The 26,327-nt window shown below is 59.9% G+C and carries 20 protein-coding genes, 1 pseudogene and 1 riboswitch; of the genes and pseudogenes, 6 read left to right on the forward strand and 15 right to left on the reverse strand.

Annotated elements, in window-relative coordinates:
• Positions 1-17: 17 nt before the first annotated feature.
• From RYC18_RS03055 to RYC18_RS03090, 8 genes and pseudogenes are all read right to left on the reverse strand, one after another.
• Positions 18-3,324 (reverse strand): annotated as a pseudogene (locus RYC18_RS03055) (dermonecrotic toxin domain-containing protein).
• 142 nt (positions 3,325-3,466) lie between these two features.
• The gene (gene atzF, locus RYC18_RS03060; protein ID WP_316883016.1) at positions 3,467-5,281 is read right to left on the reverse strand and encodes an allophanate hydrolase; all 1,815 of its coding nucleotides are present in this window, start codon (positions 5,279-5,281) and stop codon (positions 3,467-3,469) included.
• A gap of 35 nt (positions 5,282-5,316) precedes the next feature.
• Positions 5,317-9,009 (reverse strand): urea carboxylase, encoded by a 3,693-nt coding sequence (gene uca, locus RYC18_RS03065; RefSeq protein ID WP_316883017.1) that lies wholly within the window; start codon positions 9,007-9,009, stop codon positions 5,317-5,319.
• A 109-nt stretch (positions 9,010-9,118) separates the two neighbouring features.
• Positions 9,119-9,736 carry an urea amidolyase associated protein UAAP2 gene (locus RYC18_RS03070; RefSeq protein ID WP_005735135.1) on the reverse strand — a complete coding sequence of 206 codons (618 nt, stop codon included), beginning with the start codon at positions 9,734-9,736 and terminating at the stop codon, positions 9,119-9,121.
• 11 nt (positions 9,737-9,747) lie between these two features.
• A complete protein-coding gene (locus RYC18_RS03075) occupies positions 9,748-10,473 on the reverse strand; it encodes an urea amidolyase associated protein UAAP1 (RefSeq protein ID WP_316883025.1) in 726 nt (241 codons plus the stop codon).
• Positions 10,470-11,252, reverse strand: a complete 783-nt coding sequence (locus tag RYC18_RS03080; protein ID WP_005779206.1) for an ABC transporter ATP-binding protein — start codon at positions 11,250-11,252, stop codon at positions 10,470-10,472. Before RYC18_RS03080 ends, RYC18_RS03075 begins: the two co-directional genes overlap by 4 nt.
• Entirely contained in the window at positions 11,249-12,064 is an 816-nt protein-coding gene (locus tag RYC18_RS03085; RefSeq protein ID WP_004642515.1) for an ABC transporter permease, read from the reverse strand. Before RYC18_RS03085 ends, RYC18_RS03080 begins: the two co-directional genes overlap by 4 nt.
• Positions 12,065-12,091: 27 nt before the next feature.
• Positions 12,092-13,159 carry a putative urea ABC transporter substrate-binding protein gene (locus RYC18_RS03090; protein WP_005755365.1) on the reverse strand — a complete coding sequence of 356 codons (1,068 nt, stop codon included), beginning with the start codon at positions 13,157-13,159 and terminating at the stop codon, positions 12,092-12,094.
• A 63-nt stretch (positions 13,160-13,222) separates the two neighbouring features.
• A riboswitch (guanidine-I (ykkC/yxkD leader) is annotated at positions 13,223-13,325 on the reverse strand.
• A 396-nt stretch (positions 13,326-13,721) separates the two neighbouring features.
• Here RYC18_RS03090 and RYC18_RS03095 point away from each other — a divergent pair.
• Together RYC18_RS03095 and ung are read left to right on the forward strand one after the other, a co-directional pair.
• On the forward strand, positions 13,722-14,213 hold the full coding sequence (locus RYC18_RS03095) for a hypothetical protein (RefSeq protein ID WP_002554925.1): 492 nt from the start codon (positions 13,722-13,724) through the stop codon (positions 14,211-14,213).
• A 192-nt stretch (positions 14,214-14,405) separates the two neighbouring features.
• Entirely contained in the window at positions 14,406-15,098 is a 693-nt protein-coding gene (gene ung, locus RYC18_RS03100) for a uracil-DNA glycosylase (protein WP_002554923.1), read from the forward strand.
• 21 nt (positions 15,099-15,119) lie between these two features.
• Here ung and RYC18_RS03105 read toward each other — a convergent pair whose 3' ends face one another.
• The 4 genes from RYC18_RS03105 to RYC18_RS03120 all read right to left on the reverse strand — a co-directional run bounded on the left by RYC18_RS03105 (position 15,120) and on the right by RYC18_RS03120 (position 19,164).
• Positions 15,120-16,154 (reverse strand): AbrB family transcriptional regulator, encoded by a 1,035-nt coding sequence (locus tag RYC18_RS03105; protein ID WP_316883037.1) that lies wholly within the window; start codon positions 16,152-16,154, stop codon positions 15,120-15,122.
• Positions 16,147-17,661 carry a tripartite tricarboxylate transporter permease gene (locus RYC18_RS03110; protein WP_002554921.1) on the reverse strand — a complete coding sequence of 505 codons (1,515 nt, stop codon included), beginning with the start codon at positions 17,659-17,661 and terminating at the stop codon, positions 16,147-16,149. The genes RYC18_RS03105 and RYC18_RS03110 overlap by 8 nt, the downstream gene beginning before the upstream one ends.
• Position 17,662: 1 nt before the next feature.
• Complete coding sequence (locus RYC18_RS03115; RefSeq protein ID WP_005746607.1) at positions 17,663-18,121, reverse strand: tripartite tricarboxylate transporter TctB family protein; 459 nt, start codon at positions 18,119-18,121, stop codon at positions 17,663-17,665.
• Between the two features lie 62 nt (positions 18,122-18,183).
• Entirely contained in the window at positions 18,184-19,164 is a 981-nt protein-coding gene (locus RYC18_RS03120) for a Bug family tripartite tricarboxylate transporter substrate binding protein (RefSeq protein WP_005746605.1), read from the reverse strand.
• A gap of 480 nt (positions 19,165-19,644) precedes the next feature.
• Between RYC18_RS03120 and RYC18_RS03125 the strand changes: the two genes are divergently transcribed.
• Positions 19,645-20,316, forward strand: a complete 672-nt coding sequence (locus RYC18_RS03125; RefSeq protein ID WP_002554918.1) for a response regulator — start codon at positions 19,645-19,647, stop codon at positions 20,314-20,316.
• Positions 20,309-21,691 carry a sensor histidine kinase gene (locus RYC18_RS03130; protein WP_004664052.1) on the forward strand — a complete coding sequence of 461 codons (1,383 nt, stop codon included), beginning with the start codon at positions 20,309-20,311 and terminating at the stop codon, positions 21,689-21,691. The genes RYC18_RS03125 and RYC18_RS03130 overlap by 8 nt, the downstream gene beginning before the upstream one ends.
• Before the next feature lie 2 nt (positions 21,692-21,693).
• Here the strand turns inward: RYC18_RS03130 and RYC18_RS03135 are convergent, their stop codons facing one another.
• Complete coding sequence (locus RYC18_RS03135; protein WP_005746602.1) at positions 21,694-22,515, reverse strand: HDOD domain-containing protein; 822 nt, start codon at positions 22,513-22,515, stop codon at positions 21,694-21,696.
• A 114-nt stretch (positions 22,516-22,629) separates the two neighbouring features.
• Positions 22,630-23,571 carry a folate-binding protein YgfZ gene (locus tag RYC18_RS03140; protein ID WP_316883052.1) on the reverse strand — a complete coding sequence of 314 codons (942 nt, stop codon included), beginning with the start codon at positions 23,569-23,571 and terminating at the stop codon, positions 22,630-22,632.
• Positions 23,572-23,724: 153 nt separating this feature from the next.
• Here RYC18_RS03140 and RYC18_RS03145 point away from each other — a divergent pair, with 153 nt between their 5' ends.
• Together RYC18_RS03145 and RYC18_RS03150 are read left to right on the forward strand one after the other, a co-directional pair.
• Entirely contained in the window at positions 23,725-23,979 is a 255-nt protein-coding gene (locus tag RYC18_RS03145; RefSeq protein WP_003378499.1) for a succinate dehydrogenase assembly factor 2, read from the forward strand.
• A complete protein-coding gene (locus RYC18_RS03150) occupies positions 23,963-24,427 on the forward strand; it encodes a protein YgfX (RefSeq protein ID WP_316883088.1) in 465 nt (154 codons plus the stop codon). The genes RYC18_RS03145 and RYC18_RS03150 overlap by 17 nt, the downstream gene beginning before the upstream one ends.
• Here RYC18_RS03150 and nadB read toward each other — a convergent pair.
• Entirely contained in the window at positions 24,396-26,012 is a 1,617-nt protein-coding gene (gene nadB / locus RYC18_RS03155) for an L-aspartate oxidase (protein ID WP_316883090.1), read from the reverse strand. The genes RYC18_RS03150 and nadB overlap by 32 nt on opposite strands.
• Between the last annotated feature and the right edge of the window lie 315 nt (positions 26,013-26,327).

A 26,327-nucleotide genomic window follows, 5' to 3' on the forward strand; every position in this document is an offset into this window, starting at 1 on the left:
GCGCTCCCGCCAATTGGCTATGTTACAGGGGGATGATAAACCGGTGTGCGCCGCAACAGTGCAGATATTGCTCCGCATCGGCAGTGCACCAGCAGCACCCTGTCGTAATGGATGCCCTGTGTCGACAGGCTGTTGAACAGGTCGCTCAACGACGGTGGCGTCTTGCCGAAGCGGTTGCGTACCGTCAGTACATCCATTGGCGTTGGCGGTAACCAGCCCTTGAGGGGCGATGCGTTCGAGTTGCCTACCACCCGTGCAATATCGTCATAGGTTTCGTAACTGGTTGTCTGGAACTTGGACAGGCTGTAGTTCTTAAGCCTGCCGGGCAGTGAAGTGCCCGCGATTAATTTGTCCGTCATCAGCAATGGCTCATGCGCGGCTACTGGATACATCAGGATATTTTCCTTTGTATTGGAAATGGCAAACGGCCGGGCATTCTTGTTGACGATACGGTGCAATTTGGGGTCGACCAATTCATAACCATGCGGCGCATAGGTGCGGATCTCCGTGCCGTTAGGGATCTTCACCGTCGCAGTCCACGGGGTGTAGTACCCGTGGGTGCTGACCACCAGTGTCCGCGCCTGACCTCTGTCCGACGTCCAGAGCAGGAAACGGCGGCCCAGCTTCCAGGCATGCACCGGCAACAAACCGGGCGACACTCTGCTGGTGATGGTCCAGCGTTTTAGCAGGGCGTCGGTATGAAAGAATTTTTCCAGTCGTGTATGGCGCGGTTTTAATGGCCGTGCGCTTAAATGGCTGGAGCCTCGTGAGCCACCGGATAACACTAAAGACGCCCCCGCTGTATGACCGGCAGGTTTGACGATTTTGGTCAGTGTGCGCAGTAGTCTCGGTGTCTGCGGCCCAAGCTGTAACAAGCCCAGCGATAATGTTGCCAGCAACGCCTGATTCTTTTCTGCGTAACGACTGCCCGGCAAATTCGCGGAGGCAATACTCAGTGCAGTAAGTCCGACATCCGCTGCAAGCGACGTTAAAAACGCCGGTGTCAGCAATAGAGACATGGGCACCAGCAAACGCTGTAAGTGGTGTAGGCGGTCTGTCCAGTACGTCAGCGAAACCTGTGCGGAGGTCACGATCTGCTCTTCTGCATCAGCCAGCGAATTCTGTTTCAGGAGTTGATGCAGATAACCGAACGGCGAGCCCTCCAGTTTTTTTTCCACACAATGAGTGGTGCAGGGCTTTTCGAGCGTCTGGGTTGTACAGCGCATCCGTCCACGGACGCAGGATGGAGACGGGCGGACCGGGTGCCTGAACGCCGCCCCATAGCTTGAACAGGTAGTCCAGACGTTGGTGATGGCGCACGGGAACGTAGCGCATCACGGCTTCACGCCAGTCCGGTTGGGCGGTCTTCAGGTTCAGATAGCGTTCAAGTGCATCGCCGTCTGTAAACTCGATAAAGGCTTCGGGATACCCAGGCTGATAGAGCACCTTCGGTTTACCGGGTTGCTCAAGTATCAACAGCCCGGTGTATTGATGTTCCATGCCGTCGATCAGCGAGCCCTGAACGAAGAAGCCAAGTATCAGCCAGTGATTGGGCGCAGAAGGGGCGAGCGCTTCAACGACTTGATCGAAACCGCTGCGTTTGAGGCTGCCGCGCTTCAGGCTGATCAGCGCCTGATGGATGAAGGCTGATTTGAGTGCCTGTTCGATGGCTTCTTTTTGCTGCCCCCAGAATTCTTGGATACGTTTGGTCATCCAGTTCAGAAAATCGAATGCCTTGATATAGTCTTCAAGTGCCTGCGGCGTGATCGCCAAACTCTGGCCCTGAGCGCGTACGCCCTGGCCGGTGGTGTCGAGAAAGACCTCTGTAATACCATCTTGATCAATGTAGCCCTGAGGAGCATCCACCCGGTAGTTGATCACCAGCGCTTCGCTCAGGCTGATCGGTTTTTCATCGGGTGTGTGAACATGCGTGGGTGGATTGCGGGCTCCACCCAGCGGGCTGATAGAGTTACCGGATTGATAGGCGATGAACACGTGGTCAGGGTTGAGCGTCAGACCGTGATGGTCCAGCAGATAACTCTCCATGACCTGCGCAGCCATTCTGGAGGCCGAGGGGATGTGTTCCAGAAGAGCAGGGTTGGTCTGCCAGAGGTCTACCGCCCCGGCCAGCTTGAGGCTGCGCGATACCGTCTTGAGCAGGTCGATGTTCTGGCTGTTGAGCTGTGTCTCGGCGAATGATGCCTGGGTCAGTTCGTTAAAAACGTCTTCTGCGAGCAGCGGCGCGCTGGCAACTATGCCTGCGTCCTGATCAAGCGCATGCAACGTGTAGCCATAGAGCTTCGAGGCATTCAGGGCCGCCAGCAGCCTGTTGGTCATCTGGTCCGGATCATCGCTGATGTATTCGATGACGTTGCCCTTGGCACTCAGTATGTGAATGAAACAGTGGGAGGTGGTTTTCGACCTGACCTGAAAAATTCCCGGCACCGTTTCGCCGTTGAGTGACAAGATTCGAACCTCGGATTTCTCACCGCGGCCGCTCTTTTCCAGTGTCGCTACGTCGGCAGGGAAATCACTGAGCCCCAGAGCGTCCAGCGTCAGGAAATAGCCGTCGCGGCTGATGTGCCCGTGGAAGAACCGGTGAGCCAGCGCATCCAGAAAACCCAACCGCGACAAGGCACGGCAGGTGACTGTGTGTCGTGTCCTGAAAGCCTCCAGAGCAATGCTGTAGTCGCGATCCAGCGGTGTCTCGCTGAGCCACTTGAGCACCTGCCTTGCGCTCAGTGACGGGGCTTCCTCGGACAAGGGCGTGTCGATGATTTCACTGCGATACAGGGCCACGAACTGTTCTGGATCGAAGACCGCCAGTGCTACGTTGGTCAGCGACATGTCAATGCTGTAACGCTCATGCCCCTCGTCGTTCAGGGCGGGCAGGGTCTGCGTGCTGAACGTGATCCGCAGCGTGTCCGGGTCCAGCGTCTTGCCGGTCTTTTGTTCGAGCAGCATGACGAGTTGTTGGTGGACATAGTGTTTTCGAGTCGGCGGGAAGTCCATATCCAGCTGGCACGCTTCAAGGAGCAACGCCGAGTTGGCGATCAGCTGGAAACCCGGGCTTTTGCGCAGTGCTTCGAGCGTGCGTTCGATGCGTGCGGTCTTATCTTGCGTAGCGGGCTTTTCGGCCAGCGGTGGCAGTGGTTGTTCACGGGGTGGAAACCGGAGCGCAGGCAGGGCCAAGGGCGTCCAGGCATTGAGCGTATCGTGTCGGCTGTTGCTGTGCTCGGGCAGCAGAACGCTTGGCTGTTCCAGCAGAAACGATGAGGCGTGAAAGAGGGTGTCCTGGCGAAGCGGACTCCAGATGTGGTTCATGACGGCTGGTCGAAGTGAGTGGATGCGTACTATGTCGGCAAGACCGTCCGAACATGACATAACTATGTAGTAGTGGCAGAGCCTTTGGAGTAACAGAGCTGTTTCAGAAAGGGCGGCACGTCAGAGCATGCCGCCTTTTCGCTTACATCTGTTGCACGTGGGCACGCCAGCCGCCGAGATGGCTGATGTCGCGAGCACCTGTCAGGCCGTAGGCTTCACAGATAAACCCGGTCTCCCAGCGGCCATCGGCCAGTTGCACCTTCCCCAGGCCCAGCGGTGCAGGAATGCCGGTCAGAAACGAACCCAGCTCGACACTGGGCAACTCCCAGACTTCCACCTCAATGGCCACGCCGTCTTCGGCCACCCTTACCATGCCTGGACGAAAGGGCGGGCCACCGGCCAGCGCGAACAATTTATAGTCGGCTGAGCTGTGTGTGCACTCCAGCAAACGGGCACCGCGTCGCTTGAGCTGCCAGTTCAACGCCAGTCCGTTCAGGTGCGCGCCGCAGACCACCAGCCGGGCCATATCGTTACCTGCTAAGGTCTTCGGCGCGGGCAATCGAGGTGCTTCACCGCTGATCAAAGACAGGTCGGTGTGCCGCTGGAAAGCATCGGCCAGACTGAGCAGGTACTGATCGGTGAATGCCCGTCCGAACAACGTAATGCCCCACGGCAGACCGTTGCTCATGAAGGCACTGTGTACGGCGATGGCGGCGTAGTCGAGCAGGTTGACGAAGTTCGTGTAATAGCCCAGCTCCGAATTGCGCAGCACTGGCTCGGCGGCCAGTTCTGCTGAAGTTACCGGGCGGCCGATGCTCGGCGTTACCACACAATCCAGCCCTTCAAGCGCCCGATCGCAAATCACCTTGAGCGCCTGTAGACGGTATTGCGCCCGAAACGTATCGACCCCGCTGATCTGGGGTGCCTTGGCCAGCACGTCGCGGATCACCGGCAATACCGCGTCAGGGTGTTCTTCCATTAACTGCCCGGCGACGCTGTAGCGTTCGGCCACCCACGACCCCTCGTACAACAACCGCGCCGCTTCGAGAAACGGTGACAGGTCTACCGTGACAGCTTCGCCGCCCAGCGCAGTGAGATGGGCGATGGCCGCGCTGAACAGCCTCGGTCCTTCGTTACAGCCAAAGAATTCCAGGTCTTCAGCGCGTGGTACGCCGAAGCGAAACGGTCGAGGTGCGCCGAATGCCGAAAGGTCATTCCACTGCGGGTTGCGTCGGCTGTATTCATCGTGCGGATCAAGCGTGGCAACCAGCCCCAGCAACTGGCTGGCTTCCCTTGCTGTGGCAGTAAAGATCGACACGCAATCCTGCGTACGGCAAGCGGGTACGACACCAGCGGTGGAAATAAGCCCCTTGCTGGCTTTCAGCCCCACCAGATTGTTCAACGCTGCGGGCACACGGCCCGAACCCGCCGTGTCAGTGCCCAGCGAGAAGCTACTGACCTCCAGCGCGACGGCCAGTGACGAACCAGAGCTTGAGCCGCCGGACGGGTACTCTTTCAAGACACTGTTGGGGCAGGCGCCATAGGGCGAGCGGCTGCCATTCAGGCCGGTGGCGAACTGGTCCAGATTGGTCTTGCCCATGGGCACCGCCCCCAGCGCGATCAATTGCTCGACGATGGTCGCCGAGCGCGCTGGCGTGTAGGCGTACGCCGGGCAGGCAGCGGTGGTCGCAATGGCGGCCAGATCAATGTTGTCCTTGATCGCGAAGGGCACGCCATACAGTGGCAGGCTTTGAATATCGTGATTTTCCAGCGCGGCCAGATAGGGCTCCAGTTCAGCCGGGCTTAGCAGGTGAATGAACAGGTGGTAATCCGCGTTGAGCGTTACGGCTTTTTCCCGTAGCGCCAGAATCAGCTGGCGTGGGGAAATCTGGCCGGACAGGTAAGCAGTGCGTACGGTATCCAGGCGCAGGTCGTTGGGCAGTGCTGAGTCGTTCATGACGCAATTCCATTGAAAGTGAAAAGTTGATCGGTTCAGTCTGCTGCCAGCACCACCACCCGCTGCCCTGCGCGTACTGCCGAGCCGGGTTGCACCCTGACCTCCTGCACCACACCTGCGACTGGCGCGAGCAGGGGGATTTCCATTTTCATGGACTCCAGAATCACCAGCACATCACCCGCTTCGACACGCTCGCCGGGTTGCACCTGGACCTGCCAGAGATTGCCAGCGATGTGGCTGTCGACGCCTTGTTGGCCCGTTTGCAGTGGCAACTCTTCGGTGTTTGGGGCGACGCCTTCATCGCTCTGAAAGTCGGCCTGGCCGTTGGCGATCCAGCGTTCGCGTTCGGCGTTGAACGCGGACTGTTGCTGAGCACGGAATGCCGTGATGCCTTCGGCTTCGCGGGTCAGGAAGGCCTGGTAGTCAGCCATGTTCAAGGTGCTGTGTTCGATGTTCAGATCGAACCGGCCCAGCGGGAAATCGCGACGGATGCGTAGCAATTCGTCGGCGCTGACCGGGTAGAAGCGGATCTGGTCGAAAAAGCGCAGCAGCCATGGCTTGCCCTCGAAGGCGGCAACGTCACGGTAGCGATTCCACATCTGCAGCGTGCGGCCGACGAATTGATAGCCGCCGGGGCCTTCCATGCCGTACACGCACATGTAGGCACCGCCGATGCCGACCGAATTCTCGGCGGTCCAGGTGCGCGCCGGATTGTACTTGGTGGTCACTAATCGATGACGCGGGTCCAGAGGCGTGGCGACCGGTGCGCCGAGGTACACATCGCCCAGCCCCATGACCAGATAACTGGCGTCGAACACCGTACGCTGCACCTCGTCAAGATTGGGCAGGTCGTTGATGCGCCGGATAAATTCCAGATTGCTCGGGCACCACGGTGCGTCCTTGCGCACGGTGGTCATGTACTTCTCGATGGCCAGCTGACAGGCCGGATCATCCCAGGACAACGGCAGATGAACGATGCGCGACGCCACTTGCAGGTCTTTCGCTGCGCACACGGCGTCCCATTCTCCAGCGACGATGTCGAGCAGTTGTCGGAGGGGCAGTTGTTCGGGGCGGTAATGGACTTGCAGCGAGCGAATACCTGGCGTCAGGTCAATCACGCCCTCCAGTTGCTTGGCCTCCAGCGCCAGCATCAAGGCATGGCCGCGCAGACGCAGCACCAGATCCAGCTCTGGCGCACCGATTTCCAGCAGCAGGTGGGTATCGCCGGACAGGCGTGCGACCAGGCGTTTATCGTCCTGACCTATGTCGAGAATGACCGGGGAGGGCAAATCCTCTATGCGCACAGCTTCGCTCCCACGGGAGTTCGCGGTGCTTTGAGGGCGCGCGATGCCCTGTAGGAGCGGACTTGTCCGCGAAGAGGGCGGTACAGTCGATTGATCTGCTGCGTCTGGAATATAGCCTTCGCGAACAAGTTCGCTCCCACATCGTTCTGCATGACATGCCTCGACACTCACCGGATAAAACCGGACCTTGTCACCAGCCTTCAACTGCCCCAGCTGCCACAAGTCCGCTTCGATAATGGTCACCGGGCATACGAACCCACCCAGGCTAGGTCCATCCGGGCCCAGGATTACGGGCATATCGCCGGTGAAATCCACTGCGCCGATCGCATAGGGGTTATCGTGAATATTGGACGGGTGTAGACCTGCCTCGCCACCGTCAGCGCGCACCCATTCGGGTTTCGGGCCGATCAGGCGCACGCCGGTACGGCTGGAGTTGAAATGCACTTCCCAGTCGGTTGCAAAAAACGTCTCTATGTACGCTTCGGTAAAGTATTCCGGCGCAGCATGGGGGCCGTAAATGACCCTCATCCGGCGGATATCTGTCAGCGCTTCAAGGGCTTCATCGGCAATCCGCTGTCCCGCGCTACGATCCACCAATGGCGCAATGTGCAACACATCACCGGCCCGCAACGCCCGCCCGCCATGCCCGCCGAACTGGCCGAGGGTAAAGGTGCTTTTGCTGCCCAGATAATCCGGCACGTCCAGCCCGCCACGTACGCACAGATAGCTGCGCACGCCGGCACCTGCAATGGTGCCCAGCGCAAGGGTCGAGCCTGCGCACACCAGCAGCGCGGTGTTCATGGCGCGGGGTTCGCCATCGAGCGTGATCGGGATCTGCGCACCGGTCACGGCAATCACGGCATCGGTATTAAAGCGCAGCAACGGCCCGCTCATGGTGATTTCCAGCGCAGCGCATCCTTCGGCATTGCCCAGCAGGCCATTGCCCTGGCGCAACGCGCGGCTGTCCATCGGCCCGGATGGCGGTACACCGACCGCCCAGTAACCCAGCCGCCCCGGATAATCCTGAACGCTGGTCTGCGTGCCGCCGCTCAACACTTCGAAGGTGTCAGCGTGATACACCAGACCTTCCAGGCAGCGGGTCCACGGCTGGCCGCTGGCGAACGGCGTGTCGGCAATGATCTGGCGCAGGTAGTCGCGATTGGTCTCGACCCCGTACAGGCGCGTTTCGTTCAGCGCATCGATCAGCCCGGTGCTGGCCCGCTCGCGGGTCGGCGCCCAACTGATCAGCTTGGCAATCATCGGGTCAAAGTACGGCGGTATCTCGCAGCCCGCTTCAACCCAGGTGTCGATGCGCAGTGCATGGCCATCGGCAGGCGGAAAATTCACCGCCGTCAGCAGGCCGGGGCAGGGCTGGAAGTCACGGCCCGGATCTTCCGCGTACAGCCGTGCCTGAATGGCATGGCCGGACGGTTTCAGGCCGGCCTGCAATTGCTCCAGTGGCGGCAGGTCTCCGGCAGCAAGTTGTACCATCCAGCTGACCAGATCTACCCCCCACACCTGCTCGGTGACGCCGTGTTCGACCTGCAGACGAGTATTTACTTCCAGAAAATAGAAGCGCTGATCCTCACTGTCGAAGACGAATTCGACGGTGCCTGCGCTGCGGTAATTGACCGCTCTGGCGAGTTTGATGGCTGCCGCGCAAAGTTCATCGGCCATGCCGTCGGGCAGGTTGGGGGCCGGGGTTTCTTCCAGCACTTTCTGGTTGCGGCGTTGCACCGAGCAGTCACGTACGCCGAGCGCCAGCACCTCGCCCTGACCGTCACCAAACACCTGCACTTCCAGATGGCGGGCACGCTGAATGTATTTCTCGATGAACACACCCGCGTCGCTGAAATTGTTCTGGCCGAGGCGCTTTACCGCCTCGAACGAATCTGCCAGCTCCTCAGCGCTGCGGCACACTCGCATGCCGATGCCGCCACCGCCTGCAGTGCTCTTGAGCATGACCGGATAGCCGATATCACGCGCCGCTGCGATGGCTGATTCCACGCTGTCGAGCAGTTCGGTACCTTCCAGCATGGGCACGCCGTGCTGTCTGGCCAGTGCGCGAGCAGTGTGCTTGAGGCCGAATACGCGCAGTTGCTCGGGCGTTGGCCCGACGAAGGCGATACCGGCGTCTTCGCAGGCTTGAGCGAACGCGGCGTTTTCGGAGAGGAACCCGTAGCCGGGATGAATGGCCTTGGCGCCGCTGGCTTTGGCAATGGCGAGGATCTTGTCCACCGCCAGATAGGTTCCGGCTGCGCCACCTTCGCCCAGGCTGTGGGCTTCGTCGGCCTGCATCAGGTGCAGGCTGGCAGCGTCGGCTTCGGAATACACCACCACGCCCTTGACCTGCAAGGTACGCAGGGTCCGCAGGATGCGGCAGGCAATGGCGCCACGGTTGGCGATCAGCAGTTTGTCGAACATGGCATAACCCCGGAAACCCAGTCGCGCTCGGTTTCGTGATGGGAAGCGGGCCGTCCCGCTATTGATCAATCTACGCAACGGTCGTCCGTTGCTGAGGGCTGGTGCCGGGTCAGTCGCGAATCAGCAACTGCGCAGGCGTCGGGTTGTAGCCGTTGCAGGGGTTGTTGAGCTGCGGACAGTTGGAAATCAGCACGATCACGTCCATCTCGGCGCGCAGTTCAACGTACTTGCCGGGCGCGGAAATACCGTCTTCGAAGGTCAGGCCGCCTTCGGCTGTCACCGGCACGTTCATGAAGAAATTGATGTTCGGACCGATGTCGGCCTTGGTCAGACGCCCGTCGTGCAGGCAGGCGCGCAGGTAGTTGTCGCGGCAGCTGTGCATGTAGCGTTTTTCCAGGGCGTAGCGCACGGTGTTGCTCTCTTGCGCGCATGCGCCACCGAGCGTGTCGTGGCGACCGCAGGTGTCATCGACAATGGTCAGCATCGGCTGACCGAGGTTGGAAAACAGCACGCTGCCGGTGGTCAGATACACGCTGTTCTGGCGGCGCAAGGTGCGTTGTACGTCGTAGCGTTCACGCGGGTTGGCGAGGCTGAAAAACAGCGTGTCGACCGCCTGGTTGCCTTGCAGATCGAGGATGCGCACGGTCTGCCCGGCCTTGACTTCGGCCAGGAACGGCTCGCCTGCCGGTATGGTTGCGTCGCAGCAAATGTGAGTGTGTGAATTCATGAAAGGGCTCCTCAGGCGAACAGGCGGTCGGTGTTGATGAAGCCGCGCTCGTTTTCCGGGCGCGAGGTGCGGCAGTGCTCGGCAACGCTGGCGTCGGCCTTCATCCAGCTGAGTCTGAGCGGTTGTGGGGCGTATTGCGGGTTGGGGTCCATCGGATGTTGCAAGGCGGTCAGCACCACCAGCGTGTCCATCGGTGCGTACAGCTCGATGTAGTCACCGGCTTTCGAGTTGTTCGCGGCGAAGTGCAGGATTCCTTTCTCGTCGACATCGACTCGGCTGAACAGGTTGAGGGTCATCAACAGGTCGGACAGCCCCAGCCCCCATTTGCCCAGCTCGACCAGCAGGTTGTCGACGCCATTGCGAAAGAAGCCGTTGCGCAGTTCCTGATAGCGGCCCTGACCGTATTTTTCAGCGACTTCCTGAGCATTGAGCACGCCGCCAATGCTGTCGCTCCAGCCACAGGTGTCGGTGACGATGGCCGCCAGCACGCGGCCCATGTCCGAATACAGGCAATGGCCGTTGCTCAACCTGGCGGTGTGCTGGCATTTGAGGCTGTCGGGCAGGTTCAGCCGCTCGTTTTTTTCGTGAGCGTTGAGCAGAGTCAGGCTGACGTTGGCGTTGCCGTGCAGGTCGGTCAGGCGCAGCAGTTCGCCGCGCTTGAGGATGAACGAACGATGGCCGCCACCGGGCAGCATCTCTTCGGCGAAAACCGGGTACAGCGTGGTTGAGTCAGTCATTGAACGGGCTCCTCTGAAACGTTGAGCAGCGAATCGATGGCGGCGCGTTCGGCGCGGCGTTCGCTGTTGAGGGGAATGTCGTAAGTGATGCGCGCGCCATAGGCGCCGGGTTCGTGCGGGTCGTGGCGGACCTTGTCGAACACCAGCAGGCGGGTGCCGAGGTTGAAACCTTCGGACAGGTCGTGAGTGACCATGAACACGGTCAGCTTCGTTTCCCGCCACAGGTTCAGCAGCAAGTGGTGCATGTCTTTGCGAATGCCGGGGTCGAGCGCGCCGAAGGGCTCGTCCAGCAGCAGCACGCGGGGTTTCATGATCAGCGCCTGAGCAATGGCCAGACGCTGCTGCATGCCGCCGGACAATTGCGTGGGGTACTTATCCAGCGCATGCCCCAGGCCAACCTTGCCAAGCAGTTGCGCGGCGTGCTCGCGTGCCTCGCTTTTTGCCTGGCCGAACAGTCGGCCCAGCCACGCCGAGCGGGGCAGTTCCAGACCCAGCGCCACGTTGTCCAGCACCGACAGGTGCGGGAACACTGAATAGCGCTGAAACACCACGCCACGGCTGGCGTCTGGCTCATTGCGCAGGGCCTTGCCGTCCAGCGTGATCAGTCCACGGCTCGGAGTTTCCTGACCCAGCAGCAGGCGCAGAAAAGTCGACTTGCCGCAGCCCGATGCGCCGACCAGCGTGCAGAACTCACCTTCGGCCACGTCCAGATTCAGGCCTTCAAGCACCACCTGATCATCGTATTGTTGCCAGACATTGCGCACACTGATAAAGCTCATGTCCGCGCCCCTTCGTACCAGGGAAAGGCGCGTCGGGTCAGGGCTTTGAGGCCCCAGTCCATCAGCCAGGCAAGCAGGGTGATCCACACTACATACGGCAGAATCACGTCCATCGCCAGGTAGCGGCGGACCAGAAAGATCCGGTAACCCAGACCGTCAGTCGAGGCGATGGCCTCGGCGGCGATCAGGAACAGCCACGCCGAACCCAGCACCAGGCGCAGGGCAATCAGCAGACGCGGCAGCAACTGCGGCAGGACCACCCGCAGGATCAGCGTCCAGGTCGAGGCGCCGAGGGTCTGCGCCTTGATCAGCAGCTCGACCGGAATTTCCCGGGCACGCTGTTCCAGATCGCGGGCCAGAATCGGCGTGATGCCGATCACGATCAGCATCACTTTCGACAGCTCGCCCAGGCCGAAGACGATGAACAGAATCGGCAGGATCGCCAGCGGCGGCACCATCGACATTACCGTCAGCAAGGGCGACAGTGGCGCACCGAACAGCGGCAGGATGCCCGCCGCAATGCCCAGGCACAGGCCCAACAGCGCGCTGATCCCCAGGCCGATGGCCAGACGTTGCAGACTCGATGCCGTGTCCTGCCACAGCAGGTAGTCGCCGCTGCGGGTATCGGCAACAAACGCCATGCGTTTGACCGCATCGGCCATCTGCACCGCGCTGGGCAGCAGTTTGTCGGTGGGGTTTTCCGCAAGCCGGGTGGCCGAGCCCATGAAGTAGGCGAACAGCAACAGGGCGAACGGCAGGATCACCAGAATCAGGCGACCGGCACGATCCGGATGGCGGTTTATCAAACGCATGGCAATGACCTTTTTACTGAGCGTGATTTACAGCTTGCCGTCGACGGCCATCTGCACGTAGCTGGGGTCAAAGTGCAGCTTGACGTTGGCCTTGTCGCCGAGGTTCACGCCATTGGCGAACGACATGCCGACCGCGTTGGCATCGCGTGCGCCTTCACCGAGCAAACCGTGGGCGAACGAGAAGTCGGCCACCTTGCGCTGGGTGTCCGGTAGTTGTTTGCTGGTGGCGAACTCAAGGGCTTCCTTGGGCGTGGCAAACAGCTTGGTGGTGTCCAGTTGCGCCTGGAAGCCGGCCAGATCGGTGCCCGATGCCTTGGCCATATGCTCCAGCGCCGCCTTGCTCTGGGCGTTTTTGGCGTTCATCAGCGCGACCACTTCAAACCAGGCACCGGTCAGGGCTTTGCCCAGCGCCGGGTTGTCCTTCAGGGTCTGAGTGTTGACGACCATCATGTCCATGATCTCGCCAGGAATCTGACTGGAGTTGAAGACTTCGGTCACGCCGGGTTTGGCTTTGATGTCCGACAGCATCGGGTTCCAGGTGGTAACTGCCTGCACATCATCGGTATTGAAGGCTGCCGAGATATCGGCATCCGAGGTGTTGACCACCTTGAGGTCTTTTTCGCTGAGCTTGACGCTGTCCAGCGCACGGGCCAGCAGGTAGTGAGACACCGACAGCTCGACCAGATTGACATCCATACCTTTCAGGTCAGCGACTTTCTTGCCTTCGCCCTTGAGCACGATGCCGTCATTGCCATTGGAGAAATCGCTGACGATCAGTGCCGTGCTTTCCACCCCGCCTGCAGCCGGAATGGTCAGTGCGTCCATGTTGGTCATGGTACAGCCATCGAACTGGCCGGCGGTGTACTGGTTGATGGATTCGACGTAGTCATTGAGCTGGGTGACATCGATCTTGATGCCGTATTTTTTCGCCCACTTGTCGACGATGCCCTGGCTACCTGCGTATTCCCACGGCATCCAGCCTGCGTAGATGGTCCAGCAGACATTGAAGTGATCTTTTTGGGCGGCATTCGCCGAGAAGCTCAACGCAGCAAGCAGGCCTGCCGTGAGCAGACCGAAGAGACGAGACTTTTGCATGTTGAGAAATCTCCAGTAGTGAAAAAAGGCGGCCAGGAGCAACGTGACACCACTGGTGTCCCTGTCTCCCGGGCTTTTGTCCCGCCGTGTAACCTCTACTGGAGGTCGCCAACTCTCGGACCAGCCACTTGCCTGTCGGCAAGCCGGAACCCTAGTCGGCTATTGCAAATTGTGGTGCCGCGAACCTGTGTTGACTCCTGCACGCCATTCATCAAGCGAGACTTGTGCCAACTCGCCAAGGCCTTTGTTTTTCAAGGCCTGCCCGGACCATCGCAGGTCAGCCCTAAGGGAAACTGCCTTGTGCTGGTGCGTAACCGCACTGTGTTGATGCATGGGTGTTTTGAAATGTTTTGTAGCATCTTTGCAGGAAGTCGAAACATGCCTGCATGCCCCGGCTTTAGAGCCCTTGAGTGAAGGATGGCCATCATCTTTCGTAGGGTTTACACGCTGCGCCAACGCACTAGATTCCCTTTTCGGTGTCTGAACTTCTGTCCGTCAACCGCTTTGGCGGACGCCGATCAGCGTCGCTGATTCGTGCCCAATCGCGGTCCAGGAGGCCGCCATGTATCGAAGACCCTTGCTTATCACGTTGCTGACCCTTTTCCTTGCCGGTTGCTACGCAGGCCCTGGTTACTACGAATCCGATGTGTACACGCAGCCGACAACCGTCGTCGGTGGCGCTTACGCGTACGACAATGGCTACCGCTCCACCTACTATCAGGAGCAGCGCATCTATGTAGCGCCTCAGCCACGCTATTACACCCAACCACGCTACTACGCCCCGGCACCGCGTTATTACGCGCCGCCGCCAGTGCCACGCTACTACCAGCCGGGACGCCCACCGGGTTATGGCTGGAGAAACGACGGCTTTCGCGGCAATGGCGGTTTTGGGCGTAATGACGGCTTTCGAGGCAATGGTGGTTTCGGACGCAATGACGGCTTCCGCGGCGACCGAGGCAACCGCGGCTGGGAGGACCATGGCGGTCGAGGCGGACGCGATGGCCGTGATCATGGACGAGGCGGGCGCGGTGATGGTCGGGGCGGGCATCGGTAGCTGAAACCTGCGCTCAGTGCAATGCCAGAGCGGTGAACTGGCTGCTGCGAACTGACTATCGTGTCGACGCTCCGCGTCGGCACTTCTTTCTGGACGCTCTGCGTCCGATCGTAAAGGCGCATGTAGAAACCGGCATTGACTTTGCTGCCGGGCTTTTCTAGTGTCCGCGCATTGTTTTTACCGGATGTAACCATGACTAGCGACGACCGCATCAAGCTTGAGCCCAGCTGGAAGGAAGCGCTGCGCGATGAATTCGAGCAGCCCTATATGGCGCAGTTGCGCGAGTTTCTGCGCCAGGAGCATGCCGCGGGTAAAGAGATCTATCCGCCTGGGCCGCTTATTTTCAATGCGCTGAATTCGACGCCGCTCAACAATGTGAAAGTGGTGATCCTCGGTCAGGACCCGTATCACGGTCCGAATCAGGCTCACGGTCTGTGTTTCTCGGTGCAGCCAGGCGTGCCGACGCCGCCGTCACTGGTCAATATCTATAAAGAACTCAAACGCGACCTGAATATCGACATTCCCAATCACGGCTGCCTGCAATCATGGGCTGATCAGGGCGTGCTGTTGCTTAACACGACTCTTACCGTCGAGCGCGCCAACGCAGCTTCGCATGCGGGAAAAGGCTGGCAGCACTTCACGGACCGGATCATTCAAGTGGTCAGCGAGCATCAGCCGCATCTGGTGTTCCTGCTGTGGGGCGCTCATGCGCAGAGCAAGCAGAAACTGGTCGATGCGACCAAGCACCTGGTGCTGACCTCCGTCCATCCTTCGCCGTTGTCAGCCTACAAAGGCTTCCTGGGTAACGGGCATTTCGGGCGGGCCAACAAGTACCTTGAGCAAAACGGCATCGAGCCAATCGACTGGCGCTTGCCCGTTCTCTGATCAAAGTGCTTCTGATTGGGCTCAGTCAGCGAACCGCTTGTTCCAGCGCCGGTACAGCGGCTCGGCAAGAAACAGCACGAACAGAAGGCGCATGACCTGCATGGCCGTCACCAGGGGGACCGACAGTTGCAGCACTTCTGCGGTCAGGCTCATTTCGGCAATGCCACCGGGCATCATGCCCAGCGTCAGTGAGCGCAGGTCCAGGTGGGTGAGGGCGCTCAGCCCCAGCGCAGCCAGTGCGGCAATCAACATGGTCAGCGCAGTGCCCAACAGCGTACGCGCCAGAAACGATGGCGCACGCCGAAAGAATGCCCGATTGAAATGACAACCCAGCCCGCTGCCGATCAGTAGCTGACCCAGCTGGCTGGCACCGTTGGGCAAGCCGATTTTCAGGTCCCAGACCACGCTCACTACGGCACTGAGCAACAGAGGGCCGAACAGCCACGGGTTGGGTTGCTTGAGACGTTGCCACAGCCAGGCCAGAGCTGCGCCGACCGGCAGCAGGAATGCCAGCCAGCGCCAATCGACCGCTGTGGCATGCAGCGAAGGCGTACCGTCACCCAGCAGGTATTTGAAGATCGCCGGCACGCACAATACTACTGCCAGCACCCGAAGACTTTGCGCGGCTGCGACGCTGCTTAGCGTTGCACCGTTACGTGCGCCAAGGTTGACCATCTCCCCGGAACCGCCCGGCATGCTCGAAAAGAACGCCGTAGGGCGATCTTCTCCGGTGCTCAGCATCAGCCAGACGCCAACCAGACACGACAGACTGGTGACCAGCGCGCCGATGAAAATCAGCCCGAAATGCGCGAGCACCTGCTCGATAACCACTGGCGTGAAATGCAGACCGATGCCGATACCGATGATCAGTTGCCCGCATTTACGACCACCCGGAATCTGCGTCAGTTGCCAGGGTGTCAGGCAGCGCACCAGGATGATTGCCAGCAACGAGCCAACCATCCACGGCAGCGGCCAGCCAACCTGGCTGGCGAGGTAGCCGCCAAGCAGACCGACCAGCGGCGTTGCCCACCATTGACGCAGTGACGAATCAGCCATGCGTTGCGGCAGCCTGCTGTTTTGCGCGCTTGCGCCAGATACGGATCAGCGGAAACAGCAGCATGAACACGGTCACCACCCAGACCCCGAGGGTGATCGGGCTGGCCCAGAGAATCCCCAGTTCGCCGTTGGAGATCGACAGGGCGCGTCGCAGGTTCTGCTCCATCAGACCACCGAGGATGAAACCGAGCAGAATCGGCGACAGCGGGAAATCCAGCTTGCGCAGGATGTAACCGAAGATGCCGATGCCGACCATCAGGAACAGGTCGAAGGTGGTGGCGTGCACTGCATACACGCCGATGCCGGTGATGATCGCAATCACCGGGACCAGCGCCCAGTTCGGCACGGCGAGGATGCGCGTGAAGATACGGATCATCGGGATGTTGAGGATCACCAGCATGATGTTGGCGATGAACAACGAAGCGATCAGGCCCCATACGATGTCCGGTTGCTGTTGAAACAGCATCGGACCGGGCGTGATGTTGTACAGCGACAACGCGCCGATCATCACCGCCGTGGTGCCCGAGCCCGGAACACCCAGCGTCAGCATCGGCACCAATGCGCCGCAAGCGGTTGCCCCGATGGCGGTCTCGGGAGCTGCCAGACCGCGCATGTCGCCCTGGCCAAACTTGCCGCCAGGGCCGGCGATGCGTTTTTCCGTCATGTAAGCGACTGCGCTGGCCAGTGTCGCACCGGCACCCGGCAGTACGCCAAGAATGAAGCCCAGCAGACCGCAGCGAATGTTTACCACGAACACGGCAGCGGCTTCCTTGACGTTGAACATCATGCGCCCAGTGGCCTTGACCGCCTCTTGGCCGCGATGGGTCTTTTCCAGCAGCAACAGGATTTCACTGATTGAAAACAGACCCAGGACCAGCACCACGAACTGAATGCCGTCGGTCAGATGAATGTTGTCGCCCGTAAAACGGTACACCCCGCTGTTGGCATCAATGCCTACCGCAGACAGGAAAAGCCCGATCAGCGCGGCAATGAATGTCTTCAATGGCCTGTCACCGGCCATGCCACCCAGGCAGACGATGGCGAACACCATCAGTACGAAATATTCCGCCGGACCGAAGGCAATCGCCCACTTGGCGAGCAACGGCGCGAACAGCACCATGCCGCAAGTGGCGATGAATGCACCGATGAACGAACTCCATGCTGACAGCGACAGAGCGACGCCGGCCAGCCCCTGGCGTGCCATTGGATAGCCGTCCAGCGTGGTCATGACGGTGGACGCTTCGCCCGGAATGTTCAGCAGGATCGAACTGATACGTCCGCCGTATTCACAGCCCAGGTACACGGCCGCTAACAGAATCAGTGCCGATTCAGGCGGCAGGCCCAGCGCAAAGGCAATGGGTATCAGCAGCGCCACCCCGTTGATAGGCCCAAGCCCCGGCAGCAGGCCGACGACGGTACCAATCAATGTGCCGGACAGTGCGGTAATCAGGTTGTAAGGGGTGAGGGCGACGCCGAACCCCTGGCCCAGGTAGCTGAAAGTATCCATGTCAGTTCTCCAGAACGCTGAGCAGGCCTAAAGGCAAGGGAACGTCCATGGCCTTGTCGAATAACAGGTAAAGGCCGACGCTCATCAGAATCACCACCACCACGCTCGGGAGCCAGCGTCCGCCATACAGGCGTGCCATGGGAATGCCGATCAGGATGCTGCTGAGGATGAAGCCCAGGGGTTCGAACAGCCCGGCGAATATCAGCAGCAGAATGATGCATGCGCCAATCTTGATCAGGGTTTCACGGTCCAGTGCCGGTTCTTCCTCGGTGTGGACAATGGGTGTGGGCCGAATCAGCAGGTACAGCAGGGCGGCCCCCATCAACCCGAGCATCAGCAGCGGGAAAGCGCGTGGTCCGACCGGTTCATAGGAGAACGGCGCTTGATAAGGCCAGGCCATAAGGGCCAGACCTGCGCATGCCAGTAGCAGTACGGCAGCAAAAATGCGTTGTATGACCATGAGAAGCTCCTGAGCCGCGCCCGCTGTGCGGGCGCAACTTAACGTCAGTCAATTGAGTTCAATTACTGAATCAGGCCGAATTCCTTGGCCATCAGTTTGTAGTCGGCAACCTGCTTCTTGACGTAGGTGTCCAGCTCCGCGCCGGTCATGGCGAAGGGGAACAGCTCGCGCTGATCACGCAGTTTGGCGAAGTCTTCAGAGGCCAGGATCTTGTCGAACGAGGCTTTCCACCAGTTGTAGTCTTCGTCGCTGACCTTCGGCCCGAGGTAGAAGCCACGCACCACAGGCCAGACGATGTCGTAGCCCTGCTCCTTGGCGGTGGGGATGTCTTTCATTTCGGGTTCGTCGATGCGCTTCTCGGCGAATACGGCGAGCAGGCGCATGTCGCCACTCAAAATGTGCGGCATGGAGTCGGAGATGTCGGTACTGCCCACCTGAATGTGGCCGCCAAGCAGGGCAGTAGCGATTTCCCCACCGCCCTCCAGCGCGACATAACGCAAGGCGCGCGGGTTGATGTCTGCAGCCTTGGCGATCAATGCGGTCTGCATCCAGTCCTGGCTGCCTACGGTGCCGCCTGAGCCGATGACTACCTTGCTCGGGTCGGCCTTGAGCGCTTTGACCAGATCGTCGAGGTTCTTGTATGGCGAGTCGCTCTTCACTGCAATGGCGCCATAACTTGTGCCCACGGCGGCGAGCCAGCGTACTGCGTTTTCATCGAAACGGCCGAATTTGCCCTGCGCCAGATTGAGCAGCGAACCGCTGGACCACGCGACCAGCGTGCCAGCATCTGCGGGGCGCTGAGCTACAACTGCGTTGTAGGCCACTGCGCCGACGCCCCCAGGCATGTAGGTCACGCGCATGGGCGAGGTCAGAATCTTTTCGTTGATCAGCGCGCTTTGCACCAGCTTGCAGGTCAAGTCGAATCCGCCACCCGGTGAGGCGGGTGCAATGCATTCCGGACGCTTTGGCTCGGCAGCAAACAACTGGCTGGCAACCAGCATGCAGGCGGCGGTGGCGGCTATCTGACGCAGAGGGAATTTCATGTTCAGTCTCCAGAGATATTTTTGTTTTTGGAAGAGAGAAGCTGTTCAGCAGATGCTTTTGTCTCGCGCACCACGAGACCTGTTGGCTGACACGCAAGTGCCATTGGTACAGCGGTGGGCGCTGATGTTTTGCAGGAAGGTGGAGCAGGAGCGCGACGGGTGCGGGGAAAACCGCGACGGGCTGTGCTCAATGGACTGGCAAGCCTGGGCTGGCATAGACATGACGTGACTCCGTTTAGCGATTTATTGTTTTTATTGTCCAGACGCATCCGGGCGCCTGTTTTGTACGTACCCTTTTGCCGGGTCGTCTGGCGATGCTAAATGACGAACCTTTCGCAAACCTTTCAGCTACCTTTCATGTCGCAATTGAAGGGCCGCGAATCGTTTCTGTCCTTCACAGGCGGCGGCCTGCCTGTAAACTCCACCGCCACAAGCCTCGATGCCCAGATCGATAACAACAGTGACAATCAGGAGACGGCGATGCGTGTTCTTCTTGTGGAAGATCATCTGCAATTGGCTGAAAGTGTCGCGCAGGCGCTCAAAAGCGCAGGTTTGACCGTTGATGTACTGCATGATGGCGTTGCCGCCGACCTGGCGTTGAGCAGCGAGGAATACGCCGTCGCCATTCTCGACGTCGGCTTGCCGCGTATGGACGGCTTTGAAGTGCTGGCGCGTCTGCGGGCGCGCAGCAAAAACCTTCCGGTGTTGATGCTGACCGCGCGCAGCGACGTCAAGGATCGCGTCCATGGCCTGAACCTGGGGGCCGATGACTACCTGGCCAAGCCTTTCGAGCTCTCCGAGTTGGAAGCCAGGGTCAAGGCATTGCTGCGGCGTAGCGTGCTGGGTGGCGAGCGGCAACAGCGCTGCGGCGTACTGGCCTATGACCTGGACACGCGGCGTTTCACGCTCGGCGAGGAACTGCTGGCCCTGACGTCTCGCGAACAGGCGGTGCTGGAAGCGCTTATCGCCAGGCCAGGTCGGGTGATGAGCAAGGAGCAACTGGCCGCGCAGGTTTTCGGCCTCGACGAGGAGGCCAGCCCTGACGCCATCGAAATCTACGTCCATCGCCTGCGCAAGAAGCTCGACGGGCATTCTGTGGCCATCGTGACCTTTCGGGGTCTGGGGTATCTGCTTGAAAGCCGCGATGATTAACGACAGCCTGCGCTGGCGGTTATTGTGGAACCTGGCGTTGCTGCTGGTGGTGTTGATGCTGGCCAGCGGCATGAGCGCTTACTGGAATGGCCGCGAAGTGGCCGATACCGCTTACGACCGCACGTTGCTGGCTTCAGCGCGGACCATCGCTGCTGGTCTGACCCAGCGTGATGGCACGCTGAGCGCCGACATTCCCTACGTGGCGCTGGATACCTTTGCCTACGACAGCGAAGGACGAATCTATTATCAGGTCAATGACATCCATCAGAAGCTGATTTCCGGTTATGAAAATCTGCCTTCGCCGCCACCGGGCACCTTGCGTACCGATGATTACCCTGCGCTGGCGAAGTTTTATAACGGGATTTATCAAGGGCAGGATGTACGTGTGGTCAGCCTGCTCAAGCCAGTGACTGATCCGGGCATGAACGGCACTGCTGAAATTCGTGTTGCCGAAACCCAAGAGGCGCGCAAGGGCATGGCGCGCAGCCTGATGGCCGACACCTTGTTGCGTCTGGGCATGCTCGGTGGTGGCGCACTGCTGCTGGTCTGGTTCACGGTCAGTGCGGCACTGCGACCGCTGGAGCGCTTGCGCACCGCAGTCGAAGAGCGTCAGCCGGATGATCTGCGCTCGCTGCCAATGGTTGAGGTGCAGCATGAACTGCGTCCGCTGGTAGGGGCGCTGAACCACTTTACCGAGCGGCTGCGCCTGCAGTTCGAGCGCCAGGCGCAGTTCATCGCCGATGCTGCCCATGAGCTGCGCACGCCGCTGGCCGCGCTCAAGGCGCGGGTTGAACTGGGCCTGCGCGAGCGCGACCCCCAACACTGGCGCAGTACGCTGGAATCAGCCGCACTTGGCACGGATCGGCTCACGCATCTGGCCAATCAGTTGCTGTCACTGGCGCGGATTGAAAACGGCGCGCGGGCCATTGCCGAAGGCGGCGCGCAACAACTGGACCTCAGCCAGCTGGCAAGAGAGCTGGGCATGGCCATGGCGCCGTTGGCTCATTCACGCGGCGTCGCGCTGGCGCTGGAGGCTGACGAGCCGGTCTGGCTGCGTGGCGAGCCGACGTTGCTGAACGAACTGTTGAGCAACCTGATCGACAATGCGCTGGCTCACACTTCACCGGGCGGTAACGTGGTGTTGCGGGTGTATGCGCCGGGTGTTCTGGAGGTCGAGGATGATGGCCCTGGCATTCCAGCAGATGAGCGGGAGCGGGTTTTTGAGCGTTTCTACCGTCGCAGTCAGCAGGGCAGCGGTGCCGGGCTCGGTCTGGCTATTGTGGGAGAGATATGCCGTGCGCATCTGGCCAGAATCACCTTGCACGATGGTGCCGAGCGGGGTTTGAAGGTTCGGGTCAGTTTCAGTGCGCCGTGATCCTAGTAGAGCATGCTCTTCGCTTCGTCCATCTGGGCGCTTAGCATGCCTTCAGCCCTGGCAAGCCTCAGTTGGCTGAACGCAGGCAGGTCGACCATCTCGATGAGGCTGAAGGGGTGGTCGGTGTTCCTGTGGATATGCACTGTGGCGATCTGCACCAGATCTGTGTAGTCCGGACTTTTCGATACGCGCGCGAAGTTCTGGAACTGAATCGGCACGCAGGCCAGCGGCTCGGGAAAGTCCCATGAGCGCAGCAGGCGTTCGCCAATGACCGGGTGAATGCTGTCGATCACGTGGTTGAGGCTGATCGGATCGGCCAGCAGCTCGTAATGGTCTTCGGCATACGTCAGGATCGGCAGAATCCCGATCAAGTGGATCAGCCCGGCGAGCGTGGCCTGGTCGGGTTTGAGATTCGTGTAGTTCTGACACAGGGTGTAACTGATGCCGGCAACCTGCAGGCTCTGCTTCCAGATATCGCGCATCTTCTGCTCGATGACGGGAGACTTCGCGTGGAACATCTGCTCGACCACCAGGCCGATAGCCAAGTTACAGGTGTAATTGACGCCCAGGCGCCGAACCGCGGTGGTGACGTCGCTGACTTCAAAATTCGGGCGCAGCAGAGGGCTGTTCGCGACCTTTATCAGGCGTGCGGAAAGGGCTGTATCGCTACCGATGACCTTGCTCAGGGCCGAAATGCTGATTTCGGTGTCTTCGGCGGCAAGGCGAATTCTCAGTGCTACTTCCGGCAGGGTAGGCAGAAACAAGGCATCTCTGTCGATGGCCTTGATCAAGTTTCTCTGCACCTCGTCAGCCATGTTGCTCATGTTGCATCTCGCAGCCGTTGGGGGTGTCCAGAGTTTTCCGCGCGCTCCGCAGAGCGCCAGCATGTGCACTGGAACGCTCTAAAGACACTAGGAACCTGAATGTGTTCGTCTGGCTTAGCGCTGAGTTTCGAGTTTGCTGTCCAGTATGTAGGGCAGATCACTCATTTGCAGCGCTGCGCTTCCTGGCGAGCCAAGATTTATATGGCCATTTTCTGCCGCATCGCCCTGCAATACGGCGAGCAGTTCAACATTCTGGCCGGACTGTGCGGCGATGACCACGTTGCCCACCGCGCTGGTGTGTACCGGCGAAAACAGTGCCGTACCCGGCTCGGGGATTTCTTCGCTGCTCAGCGTCAGGCGGTAGAGCCTGCGTTTGAGTTTGCCCAGGTATTGCATGCGCGCAACGATTTCCTGGCCGGTGTAGCAGCCCTTCTTGAAGCTGACGCCGCCGACCGCCTGCAGGTTGATCATCTGCGGGATGAACTCCTCGCGGGTGCTGCCAAATACCTGGCCGATGCCGGCCCGTATCTGACCCAGCAACCAGTCATTGAGCGGACCTTCGCTCAACTGCGAAGCCAGCTGCGATTTGACGCTGTCTACCTGCCCGGCGCGTACCCAGAGTTCGGCGCGGCCCGGGGAGACTCGGATTGCGATGAGCTCATTGGCTCGTACCACCGCATCGGTTTCCTGCGCCAGGTCCAGGCCCAGGCCGACCAGGGCACTGTCGCCATCCTGCAGGCCGAAGCGCACCCATTCTGCGCTTTCGTCAGTCAGTTTCGATTTGGAGAACACTGCGTATTTACGCAGGTCCAGCAGTTGCGGCTCGATCAGCTCGCTGGCCATCGCCAGCAGGCAACCGTCGCCTTCGAAAACGATGCGAAAACTCGACTGCATCCGGCCCTTCTGCGTGCAGCGGGCACCGAGGCTGGACTTGTCTTCATTCAGATAATTGAGGTTGCACGTCAGCTGACCCTGAAGAAACTTGCTGGCATCCACGCCGCGAACGGCGAGAACGCCCTCATGGGATAGCGTGCAGAAAAAAGCTTTTTGGGTCATGGTCATCGCAGATTGGGAAAAAAGTCCGGGGGCACATCATAGTGCCGAGTCGAGGTTATGCATACGGGGTACGTGAAAACTGCTGCGACCATTGCAAGATTCGCGTGCCCGGCTCACGGCTGTATACTTGCCGCCTACTTTGAGGAGCGCTCCATGGTCGAAGACGTCGAACTCAACCGCCTTTACTGGCACAGCCGCCGTGGCATGCTTGAACTGGACGTGCTGCTGGTGCCGTTTGTCCGGGAGGTCTATCCGCATTTGAATGACGTGGACCGCGATCTGTATCGCCGTTTGCTCACTTGTGAAGATCAGGACATGTTCGGCTGGTTCATGCAGCGCGCCGAGTCCGAGGATGCTGAATTGCAACGTATGGTTCGCATGATTCTGGATCGTGTCCAGCCCAAGTGATCGATTTGAATGTCACTGGCAGGCCTCGCGCCTGCTATTGACGGCGTATCTCGCCGTTCAGCTGCTGGCGCTGATCGCGTTGTTCTGGCTGAACATCGCTTCGTTGGCGTTGGCACTGGGTGTGCTGTTCTGCCTGATGCATGCTGCCTGGACGTTGCCGCGCTCGATCCTGCTCAGTCATCCGGCAGCCTTCACCGCGCTGAAGCGCGATCATCAAGGCTGGCAATTGTGGAATCAACGCGACGGCTGGCAGCCCGTGCAGTTATGTCCGGACAGCCTCGCGTTACCGTTGGTCGTGATTCTGCGTTTTCGCCCGATTGTCGCAGGCCGGCCGGGCCGCTCGATAAAAAGCTGCTGCATTCCGCTTGATGCGCTCACGCTGGACACGCACCGGCGTCTGCGTGTGCGCCTGAAGTTCAGCCGACGTAAGTGGGCGGTACCAGAATAGTGTCCAGCGCCTCCGGCAGCATGTCGGGATAGTCCAGCGTGTAATGCAGGCCACGGCTTTCCTTGCGCTGCATGGCGGAACAGATCATCAGTTCCGCCACCTGCGCCAGGTTGCGCAACTCGATCAGGTCACGGCTGACCTTGTAGTTGCTGTAGAACTCGTCGATCTCATCCAGTAACAAACGCACACGGTGCTGAGCGCGTTGCAGGCGCTTGTTGGTACGCACAATGCCGACGTAGTCCCACATGAATCGTCTCAGTTCATCCCAGTTGTGCGCGATGATCACGTCTTCGTCCGAATCAGTGACCTGGCTGGCGTCCCACGCCGGAAGGTCGGTGGGCATCTGTACGTCGGCCAGTTGCTGCTCGATGTCTGCCGCTGCCGAGCGGGCATACACGAAGCATTCCAGCAGTGAGTTGCTGGCCATGCGGTTGGCACCGTGCAGGCCGGTGAAGCTGGTCTCGCCGATGGCGTACAGGCCAGGCACGTCGGTGTGGCCCTTGCTGTCTACCATGACACCACCACAGGTGTAATGCGCCGCCGGGACCACCGGAATCGGCTGACGAGTGATGTCGATGGAGAATTCCAGGCAGCGCTCGTAGACGGTTGGAAAGTGGGTCTTGATGAAGGCTTCCGGTTTGTGGCTGATGTCCAGATAAACGCAGTCGATACCCAGTCGCTTCATTTCGTGGTCTATCGCACGGGCAACAATATCGCGAGGGGCCAGTTCTGCCCGTTCGTCGAACCGTGGCATAAAACGTTCGCCGCTGGGCAACTTGAGGTAAGCGCCTTCACCGCGAAGTGCTTCGGTGATCAGAAAACTCTTGGCCTGGGGGTGATACAGGCAGGTGGGGTGAAATTGGTTGAATTCCAGATTCGCCACCCGGCAACCGGAACGCCAGGCCATGGCGATGCCATCGCCGCAGGCACCGTCGGGGTTGCTGGTGTACAGATAAACCTTGGCAGCGCCACCTGACGCGAGGATGGTAAAGCGCGCGCCGTAGGTGTCCACTTCACCGCTGTTGCGATTGAGTACATAAGCGCCCAGGCAGCGCTGGCCTTCCAGCCCGAGACGGCGTTCGGTGATCAGGTCGATGGCGGCGCGCTGTTCGAGCAGTTCGATATTCGGCCGTTTACGGGCTTGTTCAAGCAGGGTACGAAAGATCGCTGCGCCTGTGGCATCGGCGGCGTGGATGATCCGCCTGTGGCTGTGGCCGCCTTCGCGTGTCAGGTGGAATTGAAAGCCGCTTTCGTCGGTATCTGCGTCATCGCCCCGAGTGAAAGGCACGCCCTGATCGATCAGCCACTGAATGGCCTCGCGGCTGTGCTCGACGGTGAAACGCACTGCTTCTTCGTTGCAAAGGCCGCCGCCGGCATTCAGCGTGTCTTCAACATGAGACTGTACGGTATCGGTGTCATCCAGTACTGCTGCCACACCGCCCTGGGCCCAGAATGTCGAGCCATTGGCCAGATCGCCTTTGCTCAGCACTGCGATGCTCAGGTGTCCGGGAAGCGTCAGTGCCAGGCTCAATCCGGCAGCGCCACTGCCAATTACCAGTACGTCATGCTGAAAATGTTGACTCATCTGCGAATTCTGCCCTTGGCGACCACTAGTATAAGTATTGGGGTAACGGCACAATAGCCACGCCTACATGGCAATGTGAGACCACAGCGGGTATGGATTGTGCTCCAGTCCCGGATGTCATGCATATTGTTTTCCCTGTTATCTGTTACTGGAAATGCTCCAGTGCACTGATTTCAAAGAACTTTGTGCAGTCTGCGGCTCACGCCTGTGATTGTGCCAATGGAACTTTTTGCCAGGATCCATGCTCAATAGCAGGTTGCCTACACAGGAACAGCGTCGTTTTCGCAGGGTTAGATAAGTGATCATCAACTGCGA

It is taken from the genome of Pseudomonas syringae group sp. 247E2, assembly GCF_032587795.1.
Lineage (GTDB): Bacteria > Pseudomonadota > Gammaproteobacteria > Pseudomonadales > Pseudomonadaceae > Aquipseudomonas > Aquipseudomonas amygdali.

Excerpts from the sequence above, each read along its gene's own strand:
- atzF (WP_316883016.1), bottom strand. The coding sequence starts at position 5,281 with ATGAACGACTCAGCACTGCCCAACGACCTGCGCCTGGATACCGTACGC.
- uca (WP_316883017.1), bottom strand. The coding sequence starts at position 9,009 with ATGTTCGACAAACTGCTGATCGCCAACCGTGGCGCCATTGCCTGCCGC.
- RYC18_RS03070 (WP_005735135.1), bottom strand. The coding sequence starts at position 9,736 with ATGAATTCACACACTCACATTTGCTGCGACGCAACCATACCGGCAGGC.
- RYC18_RS03075 (WP_316883025.1), bottom strand. The coding sequence starts at position 10,473 with ATGACTGACTCAACCACGCTGTACCCGGTTTTCGCCGAAGAGATGCTG.
- RYC18_RS03080 (WP_005779206.1), bottom strand. The coding sequence starts at position 11,252 with ATGAGCTTTATCAGTGTGCGCAATGTCTGGCAACAATACGATGATCAG.
- RYC18_RS03085 (WP_004642515.1), bottom strand. The coding sequence starts at position 12,064 with ATGCGTTTGATAAACCGCCATCCGGATCGTGCCGGTCGCCTGATTCTG.
- RYC18_RS03090 (WP_005755365.1), bottom strand. The coding sequence starts at position 13,159 with ATGCAAAAGTCTCGTCTCTTCGGTCTGCTCACGGCAGGCCTGCTTGCT.
- RYC18_RS03095 (WP_002554925.1), top strand. The coding sequence starts at position 13,722 with ATGTATCGAAGACCCTTGCTTATCACGTTGCTGACCCTTTTCCTTGCC.
- ung (WP_002554923.1), top strand. The coding sequence starts at position 14,406 with ATGACTAGCGACGACCGCATCAAGCTTGAGCCCAGCTGGAAGGAAGCG.
- RYC18_RS03105 (WP_316883037.1), bottom strand. The coding sequence starts at position 16,154 with ATGGCTGATTCGTCACTGCGTCAATGGTGGGCAACGCCGCTGGTCGGT.
- RYC18_RS03110 (WP_002554921.1), bottom strand. The coding sequence starts at position 17,661 with ATGGATACTTTCAGCTACCTGGGCCAGGGGTTCGGCGTCGCCCTCACC.
- RYC18_RS03115 (WP_005746607.1), bottom strand. The coding sequence starts at position 18,121 with ATGGTCATACAACGCATTTTTGCTGCCGTACTGCTACTGGCATGCGCA.
- RYC18_RS03120 (WP_005746605.1), bottom strand. The coding sequence starts at position 19,164 with ATGAAATTCCCTCTGCGTCAGATAGCCGCCACCGCCGCCTGCATGCTG.
- RYC18_RS03125 (WP_002554918.1), top strand. The coding sequence starts at position 19,645 with ATGCGTGTTCTTCTTGTGGAAGATCATCTGCAATTGGCTGAAAGTGTC.
- RYC18_RS03130 (WP_004664052.1), top strand. The coding sequence starts at position 20,309 with ATGATTAACGACAGCCTGCGCTGGCGGTTATTGTGGAACCTGGCGTTG.
- RYC18_RS03135 (WP_005746602.1), bottom strand. The coding sequence starts at position 22,515 with ATGAGCAACATGGCTGACGAGGTGCAGAGAAACTTGATCAAGGCCATC.
- RYC18_RS03140 (WP_316883052.1), bottom strand. The coding sequence starts at position 23,571 with ATGACCCAAAAAGCTTTTTTCTGCACGCTATCCCATGAGGGCGTTCTC.
- RYC18_RS03145 (WP_003378499.1), top strand. The coding sequence starts at position 23,725 with ATGGTCGAAGACGTCGAACTCAACCGCCTTTACTGGCACAGCCGCCGT.
- nadB (WP_316883090.1), bottom strand. The coding sequence starts at position 26,012 with ATGAGTCAACATTTTCAGCATGACGTACTGGTAATTGGCAGTGGCGCT.